Source organism: Planotetraspora phitsanulokensis, assembly GCF_016863295.1.
Taxonomy (GTDB): domain Bacteria; phylum Actinomycetota; class Actinomycetes; order Streptosporangiales; family Streptosporangiaceae; genus Planotetraspora; species Planotetraspora phitsanulokensis.
In genome coordinates this window covers 202,874-217,884 of the sequence record NZ_BOOP01000019.1, presented here as the reverse complement: position 1 = coordinate 217,884, position 15,011 = coordinate 202,874, and the positions used below count along the sequence as shown (strand labels likewise).

The 15,011-nt window shown below is 67.3% G+C and carries 10 protein-coding genes, 1 tRNA gene and 1 pseudogene; 9 read left to right on the top strand and 3 right to left on the bottom strand.

All coding sequences use genetic code 11. The features are described from left to right. The first annotated feature begins 126 nt into the window (after positions 1-126). The 5 genes from tmk (at position 127) to Pph01_RS20965 (ending at position 6,213) form a co-directional block, all read left to right on the top strand. Positions 127-2,184: a dTMP kinase gene (tmk, locus tag Pph01_RS20985; protein ID WP_204074815.1), complete on the top strand. Its 2,058-nt coding sequence runs from the start codon at positions 127-129 to the stop codon at positions 2,182-2,184. Between the two features lie 108 nt (positions 2,185-2,292). Continuing rightward, positions 2,293-3,477, top strand: coding sequence for a DNA polymerase III subunit delta' (locus Pph01_RS20980; protein ID WP_204074814.1), 1,185 nt, complete (start codon positions 2,293-2,295; stop codon positions 3,475-3,477). 203 nt (positions 3,478-3,680) lie between these two features. Next, complete coding sequence (locus Pph01_RS20975; RefSeq protein ID WP_204074874.1) at positions 3,681-4,508, top strand: PSP1 domain-containing protein; 828 nt, start codon at positions 3,681-3,683, stop codon at positions 4,506-4,508. Further along, positions 4,505-6,046, top strand: a complete 1,542-nt coding sequence (locus tag Pph01_RS20970; protein WP_204074813.1) for an alpha/beta hydrolase — start codon at positions 4,505-4,507, stop codon at positions 6,044-6,046. Before Pph01_RS20975 ends, Pph01_RS20970 begins: the two co-directional genes overlap by 4 nt. Before the next feature lie 90 nt (positions 6,047-6,136). Then, a tRNA-Thr gene (locus tag Pph01_RS20965) sits at positions 6,137-6,213 on the top strand. A gap of 67 nt (positions 6,214-6,280) precedes the next feature. On the opposite strand, the gene Pph01_RS20960 is transcribed toward Pph01_RS20965, so the two are convergent. Further along, complete coding sequence (locus tag Pph01_RS20960) at positions 6,281-6,424, bottom strand: hypothetical protein (protein WP_204074812.1); 144 nt, start codon at positions 6,422-6,424, stop codon at positions 6,281-6,283. 735 nt (positions 6,425-7,159) lie between these two features. Between Pph01_RS20960 and Pph01_RS20955 the strand changes: the two genes are divergently transcribed. From Pph01_RS20955 to Pph01_RS20945, 3 genes are all read left to right on the top strand, one after another. Further along, the gene (locus Pph01_RS20955) at positions 7,160-7,495 is read left to right on the top strand and encodes a hypothetical protein (protein WP_204074811.1); all 336 of its coding nucleotides are present in this window, start codon (positions 7,160-7,162) and stop codon (positions 7,493-7,495) included. Between the two features lie 718 nt (positions 7,496-8,213). After that, positions 8,214-9,836 (top strand): purple acid phosphatase family protein, encoded by a 1,623-nt coding sequence (locus Pph01_RS20950; protein WP_203958165.1) that lies wholly within the window; start codon positions 8,214-8,216, stop codon positions 9,834-9,836. A 372-nt stretch (positions 9,837-10,208) separates the two neighbouring features. Further along, positions 10,209-10,541 carry a hypothetical protein gene (locus Pph01_RS20945; protein WP_204074810.1) on the top strand — a complete coding sequence of 111 codons (333 nt, stop codon included), beginning with the start codon at positions 10,209-10,211 and terminating at the stop codon, positions 10,539-10,541. A 978-nt stretch (positions 10,542-11,519) separates the two neighbouring features. Here Pph01_RS20945 and Pph01_RS20940 read toward each other — a convergent pair. Next, positions 11,520-12,452 (bottom strand): DUF1963 domain-containing protein, encoded by a 933-nt coding sequence (locus Pph01_RS20940; protein ID WP_239116883.1) that lies wholly within the window; start codon positions 12,450-12,452, stop codon positions 11,520-11,522. Between the two features lie 59 nt (positions 12,453-12,511). Between Pph01_RS20940 and Pph01_RS20935 the strand changes: the two are divergent. After that, positions 12,512-12,720 (top strand): annotated as a pseudogene (locus tag Pph01_RS20935) (transposase family protein); the annotation flags it as partial. A gap of 716 nt (positions 12,721-13,436) precedes the next feature. Here the strand turns inward: Pph01_RS20935 and Pph01_RS20930 are convergent. Next, on the bottom strand, positions 13,437-14,924 hold the full coding sequence (locus Pph01_RS20930; RefSeq protein WP_204074809.1) for a DUF1349 domain-containing protein: 1,488 nt from the start codon (positions 14,922-14,924) through the stop codon (positions 13,437-13,439). Between the last annotated feature and the right edge of the window lie 87 nt (positions 14,925-15,011).

The following is a 15,011-nucleotide window of genomic DNA, read 5'->3' as shown; positions in this document are numbered from 1 at the left end:
ACCGTTCCTCGCGTCCACAGTGCGGGACACGGCGGGACGTAATACCCTCAGGCGACGAGCAGGCAGGGCCTGTCCGGCCCGCTCGTCCCCCATACAGCCCAGCGAGCACCTGGATACGCTGACATCATGAGCACCCCTGGCCGGGCAGCCCAGCGACGCAAGACGTCGCACGTTCTGGCGATAGCGCCGTTCCGCAGGCTTTGGACGGCGATGGGGGTGTGCAGCCTCGGCGACTGGCTCAACATCATCGCGCTGACGGCCCTCGCGGGTAACCTCACCCAAGGCTCGGGCTTCCAGGCGCAGAGCCTGGCCGTCGGCGGCGTCTTCGTCGCCAAGATGTTGCCCGCGATCCTGCTCGGGCCGATCGCCGGGACGGTGGCCGATCGCTTCGACCGGCGCCTGACGATGGTCGTGGCCGACATCGTCAGGTTCGCCGTCGTGTTGTCGATTCCGCTGGTCGGCAGCTACCAGTGGGTGCTCATCGCCGCGTTCCTGGTGGAGTGCGTCAACCTCTTCTGGGTGCCCGCGAAGGACGCGACCATCCCCAACCTCGTGCCCAAGGAGAGGCTGGAGGAGGCCAACCAGTTCAACCTCCTGGTCACCTACGGCACCGCCCCCGTCGCCGCGGCCCTGTTTGCCGTCGTGTCGGCCCTGACGACCATGGTGGCGACCGCGTTCCCGGCCTCCGGCGTGCAGCCGACCGATCTGACGCTCGGCATCAACGCCGTCGCGTACCTGGCCTCGGCCGTCCTGATCTTCACGTTGCGGAGCATCCCCAAGGACCACACCCGCCAGGCCTCCACCGCCTCGATCCTCGGGCAGATCGTGGACGGCTGGCGCTTCGTCGGCGGCAACCGGGTCGTCAAGGGCCTGATCATCGGAATGCTCGGCGCGTTCGCCGCCGGTGGCGCGGTCGTCGGTGTCGGAAAGGCCTACGTCAGCGCCCTTCACGGGGGCGACGCGGGATACGGCGCGGTCTTCTGCGCGGTGTTCCTCGGCATGGGCCTCGGGATGTTCTTCGGGCTGCGCCTGCTCGGCGGGCTCTCCCGGCGCCGCATGTTCGGGCTGTCCATCATCGTGGCCGGGCTGACGCTCGCGGCCATCGCGTTGATCCACGACCTCGTGATCGTCGTCATGCTGACCGTGCTGCTCGGAGCGTGCGCCGGCATCGCCTGGATCATCGGTTACACGATGATCGGGCTGGAGGTCGAGGACGCCCTGCGCGGCCGGACCTTCTCGTTCCTGCAGTCGCTGGCCCGCGTCGTGCTGCTGGTGGTCGTGGCCGTGGCCTCGGGTCTGGCCGCGGTCTTCGGCATGCACGTCATCACCGTCGGCGGGATCAGCTACCAGTTCGACGGCTCCAACGTGGTGCTCCTGCTCTCCGCCCTGCTGGCCGTGATCGTCGGTCTGCTCGCGTTCCGGCACATGGACGACCGCCGGGGGATCCCCATCGGCGTCGACCTCATGGCGGCGCTGAAGGGCGAGAAGTTCGTTCCCGAAGCCGAGGAGCAGCCCCGCGGGTTCTTCGTGGCGTTCGAGGGCGGCGAAGGCTCGGGCAAGACCACCCAGTCGCGCCTGCTCGCCATCTGGCTGCGCGACCAGGGCTTCGACGTCGTCCAGACCCGGGAGCCCGGTTCGACCAAGGTCGGCATGCGGCTGAGGGCCATCCTGCTCGACGCCACCCACCAGGGCCTGTCCGCCCGCTCCGAGACCCTGCTGTACGCCGCCGACCGGGCCGAGCACGTCGAGAAGGTCATCCGGCCGGCTCTTCAGCGGGGGTCCACCGTCGTGACGGACCGTTATGTCGACTCGTCCCTCGCCTACCAGGGGGCCGGCCGGGCTCTCGAGCCCGAGGAGGTCGCTCAGATCAACTCATGGGCGACGGGCGGGCTGCTGCCCGACCTGACCGTCCTGATCGATGTGCCGCCGTCGGTCGGGCTGCGCCGGATGGCCTCCCCCGCCGACCGGATCGAGGCCGAGCCCATGGAGTTCCACGAGCGGGTCCGGCGGGAGTTCCGGGCGCTGGCCGCCGCGGCCCCGGACCGGTATCTCGTGGTCGACGGAACGCTCGCGCAGTCCGAGGTGTCCCGCCTCATCCAGGATCGGGTCCGGGAGATCCTCCCCGACCCCGTCCCTCACGAGGCCGAAGCCGCCACCGGCACCATCCCCGCCATCCGCGACTGACCCCCTCCCCTTGCCAAAACCCCTCGGCCGTGATCATCCACGAACCTGTGCATGATCACGCGGGAAAGGGTGGAGGCTTGGGCAAGATCAGGAGGGTAGGTTGATGGGGTGAGTGTCTTCGGCGATCTGGTGGGGCAGGAGCGGGCTGTCGCCGTACTCCAGAAGGCGGCCGCGGCTGCGGCCGACGCCCTCGCCGGAGGACGTGGCGCCGGCATGACCCACGCCTGGTTGTTCACCGGGCCGCCCGGATCGGGACGCTCCAACGCCGCCCGAGCCTTCGCCGCCGCGCTTCTGTGCCCGGACCAGGGTTGTGGCCACTGTGACGCCTGCCATCAGGTCGACGTCGGCTCCCATCCCGACGTGACCTGGGTCCGCCCTGAGGGGCTCTCCTACAGTGCGAAGCAGACGCGCGACCTCGTGCTCAAGGGCGCCGGGGCGCCGACGCTCGGCCGCTGGCGGATCGTGCTCTTCGAGGACGCCGACCGGGCGACGGAGGCCGCGGCCAACGCGTTGCTGAAGGCCATCGAGGAGCCGCCGCCGAGGACGGTCTGGCTGCTGTGCGCCCCCTCGCCCGACGACATGATCATCACGATTCGCTCCCGCTGCCGCGTCGTGACCCTGAGCACCCCTTCGACCGAGGCCGTCGCCCACATGCTGATGACCAGGGACGACGTCTCTCCCGATACTGCTCTGTTCGCCGCGCGCGCGGCCCAGGGGCACATCGGGCGGGCGCGGCGGCTGGCCCTCGACGACGGGGTACGGCGGCGTAGGGAGGATGTGCTCTCGATCCCCCAGTCGTTGTCCGGCGTGGGGGACTGCATCGTCGCGGCGGAGCGGCTGGTGAAGACCTCGACCGCGGACGCGGACGCGGCGACGACGGCTCTGAACGAGGTCGAGACGGCCGAGTTGCGCAAGGTGTACGGCGAGGGCTCGTCCGGCAAGGGGCTCAACAAGGGCCTGGTCCGAGGAGGGGCCGGAGCGCTGAAAGAGCTCGAGACCATGCAGAAGTCGCGGGCCACCCGGATCAAGCGGGACTCTCTGGATCTCGCCCTGCTCGACCTCGTGGCGTTCTATCGCGATGTGCTGGCCGTCCAGTTCGGGGCGCAGGTCGAGTTGGCCAACGAGGACCGGCGGCACGAGGTGGAGGCGCTGGCGCGGAAGTCCTCGCCCGTCGACACGCTTCGCCGTACGGATGCGATCATGTTGTGCCGCGAGCGACTGGCGGCCAACGTGAACCCCCAGATCGCCGTGGAGGCCATGGCCCTGGCGCTCCGCGATCCCCATCTCGTCTGATTCAGGCGGATCTCCACCTCGGAATATCTGGACTGCCCGGAATCCGACTGATCGCGCGGTCGGAATCATGCGGATCTGGGAGCTTTCGCCACGATGATTCCGGAGGGAGTCGACCGGAGGCCCTGACCGGTTGTGGTGAGCGCCACGTATGGTGGGGGGCACGGCGGAAGCCGTACGAGATCGAGGAGGGCCGGCTCTTGGGCATGATCATGGCCGTGAGCTTCACCCGTTACGGTCGGCTCTACTATCTCGACCCCGGTGGCCACAGCCCCAAGGTGGGCGACAAGGTGCTGGTGCCGACCGACACCGGCCCCGAGGTGGCCGAGTGCGTGTGGGCGCCGCAATACGTGAGCGAGGACGTCGACGGCCTTCCGGTCTGCCAGGGGATCGCCGGCTCCGAGCATCTGAGCCGTGACGAGGGGAACCGCCGCCGCCGGGCCGAGGCCCGGAGCGTCTCCAAACGACTGATCAAGCGGCACGAACTGCCGATGAAGGTGGTCGGCGTCGACTATCTGGACGCCGACAACGTCTACACCGTCTACTTCTCCGCGCCGCACCGGGTCGACTTCCGGGCGCTCGTCCGTGATCTCGCCAGGAACCTGCGCGCCAGGGTGGAGTTACGCCAGATCGGCCCGCGAGACGAGGCGCGGCTCCAGGGCGGCATAGGCCCGTGCGGCCGCGATCTGTGCTGTGCGACCTTCCTGAAGGACTTCGAGCCCGTGTCGGTCCGCATGGCCAAGGATCAGGATCTTCCGGTCAATCCGCTCAGAATCGCGGGAGCGTGCGGCCGGCTGATGTGCTGTCTGAAGTACGAGCACCCGCTCTACCAGGAATTCAGGGCTTCTGCCCCACGTACCGGGCTCGCTGTGGACACGCCGGAAGGCCCGGGAACCGTCGTCGGCCACAACGTTCCGTCAGACTCGGTGATCGTACGACTGAACGACGGGGGTCGGCGCTGTGCCTGTTCCAAGGCGAGTGTCTGCGCTCCGCGCAAGGCGTATGACTCGGCCTACGGGACGGATGAGGCGTGACCAACCGAATCTTGGCCGCTGGCACAGCGGCCCTGCTGACCGCTGCGCTCCTGGGCGCGTGCTCGACGAGCCAGGAAGCTCCGGCGAAGACCGGGAACGACGCCAGGACGGCGCCGACCCCTGCTCTGCAGTCCTTCTACAGCCAGACGCCCGACTGGGCGGACTGCGGTGAGGGCTTCGAGTGCGCGAAGGTGAAGGTGCCGCTCGACTACGCGAAGCCGTCCGGGGAGCAGATCGAGATCAGTGCGATCCGGCTGCCCGCATCGGGCGAGCGCATGGGGTCGCTGTTCATCAACCCCGGCGGGCCGGGCGCGTCGGGAATCGAGTACACGCGGGCGGCCCCGTTCCTGTTCACCGACGACCTGCGCGCCCGGTTCGACATCGTCGGCTTCGACCCGCGCGGAGTGGGGGAGTCGGCCCCGGTCAGGTGCATGTCGAGCCAGGAACTGGACTCCTATGTGGGTCTGGACGGAAGTCCGGACACGCCGGGCGAGATCGCGGCTCAGGAGAAGGGCTCGAAGTCCTTCGCCGACGCCTGCCAGGCGAAATCGGGGAGCCTGCTCCCGTTCGTCGGCACGGCCAACGCGGCCAGGGACATGGACGTGCTGCGTGGGGTCGTCGGCGACACCGGGCTGACGTATCTCGGCAAGTCCTACGGCACCTACCTCGGCGCGCTGTACGCCGATCTGTTCCCGAAGAGGGTGCGAGCCCTCGTCCTGGACGGCGCCGTCGACCCGGCGGTCTCCTCGTTCTCGGCCAACAAGGTCCAGGCACAGGGGTTCGAGGTGGCGCTCAAGGCCTTCACCGAAGACTGTCTGCGGGCCAACGGGTGCCCCTTCACCAGCCGTACGGTCGACGGTGCGATGGCTGAGGTCGCGGGCCTGCTGCAGAAGGCGGACGAGCGCCCCTTGCGCAACGATCTCGGGGACGGCCGCGTGATCGGCGAGGCCTGGACGGTGCTCGGCATCGTCACCCCGCTGTACGACCACCAGCAGTGGCCGAGGCTACGGGCGGCCCTCGGGCAGGCCTTCAAGGGGAACGGTTCCGATCTTCTCCGGATGGCGGACGTCCTGGTGGACAGGGGGCCGAATGGCGTCTACTCCAACCAGACCGAGTCGAACATGGCGATCAACTGCGTGGACCATCCGTACCCGAAGGGCACGGCCACCTATGAGAAGGCCGCCGTCGACGCCGCCAAGGCGGCTCCGCATTTCGGGTCCTTCGTGATGTGGGGGTCGTTCCCCTGCTCGTTCTGGCCGGTGAAGGCGGCGGGTGCCGACGGCGCGGACAGTGTCAAGCCGCTCAAGGCCGAGGGGGCCCCGCCCATCCTCGTCGTGGGCACGGTTCGTGATCCCGCCACGCCGTACGAATGGGCGAAGGGGCTGGCCTCGGAGCTGTCCTCGGGAGTCCTGCTGGGCTACGACGGCGACGGGCACACCGCCTATCGGACGGGCTCGGCCTGCGTCGACAAGGCGGTCGACGACTATCTGATCTCGCTACAGGTGCCCAAGAAGGGCATGGTGTGCCCGGAGGCCTGATAGCTCTGAAATCCTTCGGTCGGCGGGGGCGATCAGGGTGCACGAGAACCCCCGCCGAACCTGTAGACTTGCCCTGCCGTTCTGCGGCATGCCGCCTTAGCTCAGTCGGCCAGAGCACTTCACTCGTAATGAAGGGGTCAAGGGTTCGATTCCCTTAGGCGGCTCCAGTTCAGAGGCCCTCATGATGATCATGGGGGCCTCTTGGGTGTCTATCTGAGTGACTACCCTTTTCGATCATGATTTGAAGATGCGGTCCATGACGACCGCGCCGCCCTGGAGCACGGGCCGGATCTGCTTGCGGTAGACCAACTCGGTTACGGCTGTGCTGCTGTGGCCGGCCAGCCGGGAGATCTCTTCAAGCCGCCTTCGGCGGAGCATCGGTGCGCGGAGGAGAGACGCGGTAAAGGAGGGGGCAGGCTCGACGATCCGATTGAAGGCGGCCCGCGAGGAGGACGGGCACGCCGGGAGATGGATCGGTGGAGGAGCTGTTTGGTTTGCTGCTTCCGGCAGGCACCGCGGAGGGGTCGAACGAGGAAAGCACAGCGCTGACCAGCTTGTCATCACGGCCCGCACTCACGAGATGGGCACGGACACAAGGTCTACCTGTTGGCCGCGCGCCCGCCCACCGGCTGGCTGCGGCTCTTCGGCCGGTCCCGCCGGTGGCGGCGCGCACCACGCCGACAAGCGGCGTGAGCATCAGATTGACGGCATTACGGCTTGTGCGGATGAAGGTCTCCCGACTTGGCGGACAGTCATAGCCATCGGCACGCGCAGAGCCGATGAGACCCGGAAACCGACAGGCGCCGATGAGCGAAGGGGGAGGAAGAGAGGGGCGGCGGAAGCGAGCTGGTGGCCGGGGTTCACCGAATCGTTTCGGAGCCAAATCGACGGGGACCCCTCCAAGATCAGCTTGGGGGGCATGGGAGGGAGAATCGCGGGCAGGGGCGGTGCCCCTCCCGAATTGGCTGGCCAGTGTAATTGCCCCCCCAAATTGATCTTGCCCCGCCGATTCTGCACCACCGCAACGATTCGTCAAACCCCTCACGCGCGTAGGTTCGACGCGTGACCAACTGAGTGAATTGCGGCAGCGCTGCTTTGTGTATCGTGCACGCTGTGACTCCCGGACAGCACCCGCACCTGGTGGATGTGTTTCCCGACCTCACCGCTGACATCATCGCGCTGCTGCGAGTCCAGAACGAGAACGACCCCCTGGCGGACGCGGTGGAAGACCTGCTGTTCTACGGCGTGTGCACCTGTAGCGCCACATGCACCAACCTCTTGACCGCTCCACCGGGTTCGTCGAATTCCTGGATGGTGGAGTTGGAACGCGACGGCGAGTCCGTCATCTGGCTGAGCTTGAACCCGACCGCGACGGCCATCACCGACATCGAGTTACTCGACGGACGTGACCTCGGCCCAGCGAGTCGCAGAGGGGATGTCTCTGCGTGACGAACTGCGTGACAACGCCAACGGACGACGCTGGACAGTGGCGGAAGATGATGGACGCTCAACGCAGGTTGGCAACGTAGCCGGGCAGTTCCGGCGTCCCTGTTCCCCGATAAGGAAGAGGTTCCTAGGGAGCGTTCGGCTGGCTTGGGCGGTTCCCCATCCGGCTGCCCTCTCCGGCGGGACGATCAGGCCTGTGGCCATGTCAGTTGGGGCAGCACCAGGCCTACGGGGGGAGCTGCCGGGGCATGGCCGGGGCTCCGTCCGCGCCTTGCGGTACGTGGGTGGTTGCGCAGGGCCATCCCGCCAGCCGACGACCCTGGCAAGCCGAGCAGACCCCCGCCCGGCCCGCCAGCGTCAGAACGTGCGTCAAGGTCCGCTTGACGTGGCGGACCGGGCGGCGGCCCGCTCCCCGGAGAGCGGGTCGGCGGCAGACGGGATGGCAGCCAGGTCTGCGGGTTGGGTTCGCATCCCCTCCCGCCTTATCAACGGCACGGATGTTGCGAGCGTCAGTGGCCATCGGTAATGGCCCAGGGCGTGGCCTGTGCTGCTGTCCGTTGCCGTGACTGCCATCTGTCGTTCATGCCTGCGTAGCCGTGTTAATCAGCCTGCTCCCTAGCATCTGCGACGTGCGCCGCTGGCCTCCCGCGGCCCTCTCGGGCTCGGACTGCTGCCATCCCTCGGTGCTCGATTAGCCTCCGACGACTGATAGGCCACGGGAATGTCCGAAGAACGAAAGCAGACTCGAATCTCGCGCCGCAACGCGCTCGGCGTGTTCGGGGCGGCAGCCTCTGGTGTCGCGGCCGGGCCGATGCTGCTCGGTGCACGTGCCGCCGAGGCCGAGGCGTACCCGGCCTCGTCGGCGGTACGAAGCCTCAGGAACGGCTCGGGCTCCACGCCGGTCCAGGGCCTGCACCTCCAGTTCGGTGGCGACCCGCGCAGCCAGATGGTGGTCTCGTGGATCACCGATGAGGAGGTGAAGAACCCGCGGGTCGTCTACGGCACGCTCAACGGAGGCTTCGGGTCCACGGCGTCCGCGGTCACGAAGTCCTACACCGACGGACACTCGGGCAAGACCGTCTGGGCGCACCACGCGCTGCTGAGCAAGCTCAAGTCCGACACCGACTACCTCTACGCCGCCCAGCACGACGGCGCGACGCCGGACGCGGGCACGTTCCACACAGCGCCGTCGGGTCGAGCGCCGTTCACGTTCACCAGCTTCGGCGACCAGGGTTCGCCGACGGTGACGTGGAAGAACGGTTCGAACCCGGTCGACGCCTCGGGCCGCGACTTCGAGCCCAACGCCACTCCGGCCGCCGGTGACATCGTCACGGGCGTGGAGAAGGTCGGTCCGCTGTTCCACCTGCTCAACGGCGACCTGTGCTACGCGAACAGCGGCCCCGACCGGGTTCGCACATGGAACCACTACCTGACCAACAACAGCCGCTCGGCGCGGTTCCGTCCGTGGATGCCGTGCGCCGGCAACCACGAGATCGAGGCCGGCAACGGCGTGCTCGGCTTCGACGCGTTCCAGACCTACTTCGAGCTGCCCTCGACCGAGACCGACCCCGAGCTGGACAACCTCTGGTATGCCTTCACGGTGGGCGCGGTCCGGGTCATCGCCCTGCAGAACGACGAGATCGCGCTGCAGGAGGGTGGCGACATCTACAACCGCGGCTACTCCGGCGGTCGTCAGCTCGCCTGGCTGGAGAAGGAGCTCAAGGCGGCTCGTGCCTCCAAGGACATCGACTGGATCGTTGTCTGCATGCACCAGGTGATGATCAGCTCCGCGACCGCGGCGAACGGCCCCGACCTGGCGCTGCGTGCGGCGTACGGCCCGCTGTTCGACAAGTACGGCGTCGACCTGGTCGTGTGCGGCCACGAGCACGACTACGAGCGCTCGCTGGCCGTCCGTGGTGTCGTGCCGGGCAGCGCAACCCTCACGCCCAACCCGAGCCAGAGCGCCACCGACGTCGTCGAGAGCGAGTTCGGTACCACGCACATGGTCCTCGGCGGCGGCGGCGTCTCCGGCGTCACCAACACCAGCTTCACGATGGACGACTTCGACGGCCACGGCCACCACTCGGCGTACGTCCAGACGGAGCACGTCGGCAAGTTCAACTCGGTCAAGGAGCAGGAGGCCGCGGTCTGGATCGGTGTCCGCGACGACATGCACCCCTACGGCTTCGCCGAGTTCGCCGTCGACCCGGGCCGCCACCCGGGCGACATGACCCGGATCTATGTCACCTATTACAACGTGATCACCCCGACAGGTGAGCTGAAGGTGTTCGAGCAGTTCACGCTGCAGCGCCGGCGCAGCGACGGCGGCAACCGCCACCACTAACCCCTTCGCCAGCAGCCTCAATCGTCGGACCCCCCAGGGGCCGGGACCACGTCCCGGCCCCTGCTCGACAGTCGAAGAGATCGCAGCTGACGCCCTCGTCCGGGGTGGCAGGTTCGGCGAACCGCCGGTGCGGCGTTGAACACCAGTTGGTGGCTAGCGGCGGGCTGCGTGCTGATCGAGTCGCGCAAGAAGCGGGTGACCAACTGGGTGACAATCGGGACGGACACCAGCGGACGAGCGGGGACCGTGGTGGACGGTTCCGGCAGTTCAATCCCTATGAGGTGCCAGGCCAGAGGGCTGCGTTGGTTGCCTGATAACGAAGCGGTCCGCACATGAGCATCGCCGCCCATGCGGCATAGAGTCTGGCGCATCATGACCGACCACCACACTTACGGCACCAGCGCCCACACCGCCAGCGAGCTGGTCCGGCTCGTCAGTGACCGCCTCGGGCTGGTCTTCACCGAGCGTGAGAGCGACTACCGGGGCGTCTACCTTCGCGCCGAGAGCTACGACGGGAAGATCGAAATCCAGCCCAACCCGATTCCCGGCGACGACGAAGAAGACGACCTCTATGCGCCGGAACCCGATGACCGAGGTGCTCCTGCTCACCATCAGCCCAGCCCCCGACCCGGTCCTGCAGGACCGCCTGAGCTCCATCGAAGGGCTCATTCACCTGAACCACGAGTCATGGTGAACAGCTACTGATCCACAGCTATTGACAATTGCTCGTTGTGCGGCTTGCCCAGGCACTGCTGTACAGCAGGAAAGTACAGCAACAGGGCCGCACAGCATCTCACGCTGGCATGCACCACCACACGACCGAACAGGGCGAGGAGCCCTCTACGTCGTGACTGGCGCTGGTTTGCAAGCAGGAAGTCGGGGTGCGCGAGTAGCTCCAGCGTGGATACGTGCTATCGGGCAAGGCCGGCGAGTAGCCGACTCCACCACATGTAGGCGTCCAAGCGGCGCCACCACCCGGCGTACGAAACCGAAGGCACGTCCCGTCGTTCGGTGGTGCGTCGGATCCTGCAGACCCCGCCGTACGACATCAGTTCGTAGACCGTCATCACGCACATGCAGGTGTGTTCGAGAGACCGCCCGTCGCCCGGGGAGTCGTCGCACCAGGACAGCTCAACCCGTCGAGCCTGCGGTGTGGCAGCGTGTGGCGAGACGCCTGGGCAGTCCTGCCAGTCGTCGTCCGAGCCGAAAGCGATCGCCGCGAGCCACGGGTGTGTCTTTCTCAGTTCCCGCGCGACGGCTTCCACATCCCGCCGAGGTCGGCAACGGGGTTGTCCGCGCGGAACTCGAACTTCGCCCGGCCTCGGAGGCGCGGCGCACGACGCCCATCGACGGCGCGGGTGTTCTGTGGCCGATGTGGGACATCGGGAACCGGACGCCGACAGAGGAGCCGGCATGGAACATCGCCGGCCTGTGGGTGGAAGGGCAGCCCACCCTCGAACCTGGTGGCCGTGCCACGGTGCGGCTCGTGCCGCTCACCCCTGCTCAGTGGGTGCATGTCCAAGGTGCGGCTGGACAGATCGATCGAGGATGGGTAGACAAGCACGCGTAGCTCCTGACAGACACGGGTGATCTTGGTCGACACCCCGTCTACCAGGAGCTTCGTCGTCGTGCGGGACTGTCCAACTCGCGGTCACACCGCCAGCTCGGAAAGGGCTCGGTGTTCTAATCGCTGAACGTGGTTAGGCAAAGCGCCTTGTCCACCCGAGCGGCGGCCAGGTCGTCGTGGCGGATCACAAAATGCGCGGTGTAATAGGCCGACGCGAAATCCACGGTAAAAACAGCGAGTGACATCCATTCGCTCGTCAGCCGGTGCTTCTCCTTCTCCACATGGGAATACCATTTCGCCATCGGGATGACGATCTCGCCGGCCTGCTCGCGCCCCGCGAGGGTCTGCTCCGCAATGTCGTTGATCACCTCATCGTTGACATACCCGCCGATGTGGGCACGGCCTCCGCCCGGCCAGAGGTCGTGGGCCAGGGCACGGAGTTCGTCCAGATGCGGCACGTCACGCTCCAGGTCACGGGCCAACTGCTGCTGGAAGGGCGACAGGTCGTCCCAGTCCTCGTCCTCGTCCTCGTCTTCGTCCGTCCCGAACCAGGGGGGCAGCTCGGCGCGGAGCGTGGCGCTGACGTCGTACTGCTCGCCGACGATCCCGGAGTCCGGGCATTCTGCGACCACGGTATCGGTGCCGTCCTGTACGTACACGACTCGCGCGTACCTCCCGGTATCGTCCAGATGGTCCTTCTCGTGGGCCAGGAAGAAGAGCAGCGTCCCGTCTGCCGGCAGGTCGAAGCCGTCGACTCTCGGCAGCGCCCCACAATCGACGGAAAAGACGAACGGCAACGGACAGTTTCCGGCGGACGGCCAGTTCATGCCCACCGGCAGCCGGGGCAACCCACCGAACTGCCCGACCGGAAAGCCACCGGAACCCCCGCCCAACCGGATCGTCAAACGGAGGTGCTGGCTGAACCTGCTGATCTCGTCGTCCGGGATGCCCAACTCAAGCGCTGCACGCCGAAACTGCCCCTGATGATCCATGCCCAACATGATGAGCCCTTTCCAACCTGGCTGTGCCGTCGGGGTGTTGGTGGGCATGGGCTGTGCCTGGTGGATGGGTTCTCGACCAAGATCACCGTGTCCGCCAGAAGCTTCGCGTGCGTGTCTACCCGCCGTCGATCGACCTGTCCAGCCGCACGCTGCGGCACCTGATGAGGCAACTGGCCGCACACCGCGGGAGATCGGCACGCGATGGCGGCGTCTGCCCGTCGGCCGTCAGGCCCTGCTCGCCCTGGCCCACCTGCGATGCGGCGACACGTACGCCCAGCTCGCCGCAGGGTTCGAGATCGGCATCGCGACCGTCTACACGGCAACTCCGGACAGCGACGCCGTCACTCGCCGGAGTGACCTCTTGTGGGAGTTGGCGGCTTGTGCGACCGCAGCAATCGCAGGGGTGGGCCTCGAACGCCGCGGGGTTACGGGAAGTGCGTGCCCAGCCAGCGAGGGCTTCTGTTGTCGCTCCAGGCCACAGCCCGGATCGCGCGTAGGCGACCGCAGTCGTCAGTTCGATCTCAAAGATCTCTTGCTGGGCGTCGCCGGGCTACCCGGCGACGTGTGGGGTGTTGTGCCATCGAGGGCGGTGGCGGCGTAACCGCCGAAGATCGTGAGGCCGCCTGCGCGGCATTGGCGCCCTTTTGAGGTCGTGAGCCGAACTATCGCGTAGGTCCTAACCTGGACCCGCATGCCGAGCTTGACGCTGGCGACGGTTCCACGGAAGACGGCCCTCCTGAGATGCGCGACGAGTTCCTCGAAGGATCCTGCTAACGCGATTGCTAACAACGGCCGTGGACGGTTCTGGATCCTCATGGACTCCGAAGCTGGTTCCATGCGGCTTGAGCAGGCTTTTCTGACGCCGGTGGATGGCCTTGGACGCTCGTGTTCTAACTCGTAATGAAGGGGTCAAGGGCTCGATTCCCTTAGGCGGCTCCAGGCCAGAGGCCCTCCCGGATGATCCGGGAGGGCCTTTTTCGTGGGCGTACAGCAGTTCGTACAGCAACGGGACCGGGCCCCCGGCACCGTCCACTATCGCCAGTCGGTCTTTTCGGCCTGCTTACGGTCGACGGCGATCAGCATGCTGATTACGGTGTACGCGCAGAGCAGGGTGAGCCCCGCCCACCAGGGGAGCGGGAAGTACCCGGCCGACGGCGCGTAGTGTTCCGTCACCTGCGGATACTCCACTGTCGTCTGCTTGACCGCGAATCCGGCGGCCGGCGTGAGCTGCAGCAGCCAGTCGGAGACCGCGTCGGGGAGCAGCGGGAACGCCGTGACAGCATACGGTAGAGCGATCAGCGACACTCCGATGAGGATCGCTGACCAGCCGCGGTGCAGCCGCACGCCGAGCCCGTATGCGACGACGGCGCAGAGCGCGAGCACCGCCGCGAGGCCGACGATCACCCGAGCGCCGGTCAGCACCGGCAGCGACGGCACCACGATGCCGTTGCCTTTCAGGCTCGCTATGCCCGCCGGGAGGACGATGCCGACCGCCACCAGACCGGTGACGAAGTTGGCCCCCGCGACGACGAGTGCCCGGGCGACGATCACTCGCCGGGATGCCGCCTCGCCGGCCGTGCGGGTGCCGTAGCGAGCCGCGACGATGACCACGATGATCAGCGCGACCGGCAGGCCGAGCAGCGTGTTCTCGACGCTACGCGTGCCCTCCTCACCGAGCGGCCCGATGTCGCCGGTGCCGCTGATCGTGATGACGCCGTCCTTCTCCACGGCTCCCGATGGGTTGTGGTATTTCTCCCAGTCGGTGTGGTTCATCTCGCCTACCGAGTCGCTGTCCCACTTGCCGGTGGCACCGCCCTCGACGGTGACGTTGTCGAAGACGCCGACGGCCTGGGTGAACCGGACCTCCTCGATCGCGCCGCCGAGGCCGATCTTGCGGAGCGTGAGGTCGCCGGGGGAGGTGGCGAAGAGGCCGACCTGCACGGTGTCCGGCAGCCCGTCGAGTGTCGCGGCTGCGACGGTGTGCCACTCGCTGCCGTCGGAGGACTCGGAGCCAGTGATCATGTTGCCTGAGCGGGTCAGGCGCAGCCAGCGGGGGGACTGCGCCGAGACGTCTCCAGCGCTGCCGGCGACGTCGTTCCGGTAGTCGTGCTGGAAGCGAACGCCGTGGCTACCGGTCATCATGAGTGCCGCGTACTGCGAGCCCTGCCGCACGCCGTCCTTGACGATGATCCCGGCTTTCGCCCACGGCACCAGCCCGGACACGATCTGGTCATGTTTCGGCGGTGGATAGGTGATCGTCCCGGTCATCGAGGTCATCCGGACAGTGATGCTGCCCTCGCGGCTCAGGTCACGATGCAGGAACCAGAATTCGTCACTGACGATGGAGCCGTCACCGGCGACCGGCACGGCCGGGCAAGGACCCGGGCAGGACGAGTGGCTGTTGAGCGTGAACAGCAGACCCAGTGCGATGACGGTGAGGGCAGCGGCAGCCAGGGCGATCAGGCGCCCCGGGCGGCGGAACGCGGTCCATTCCCGCCGGAGGAGTTCGGTGGTCGACATGCCGTCGGTTCTACGGATCGGTGCGTAACACGACCCGAAGCGGTGCTGTCATTCTGTTGTTAGCTTTCCCAGGGCATGCTGGGCAGC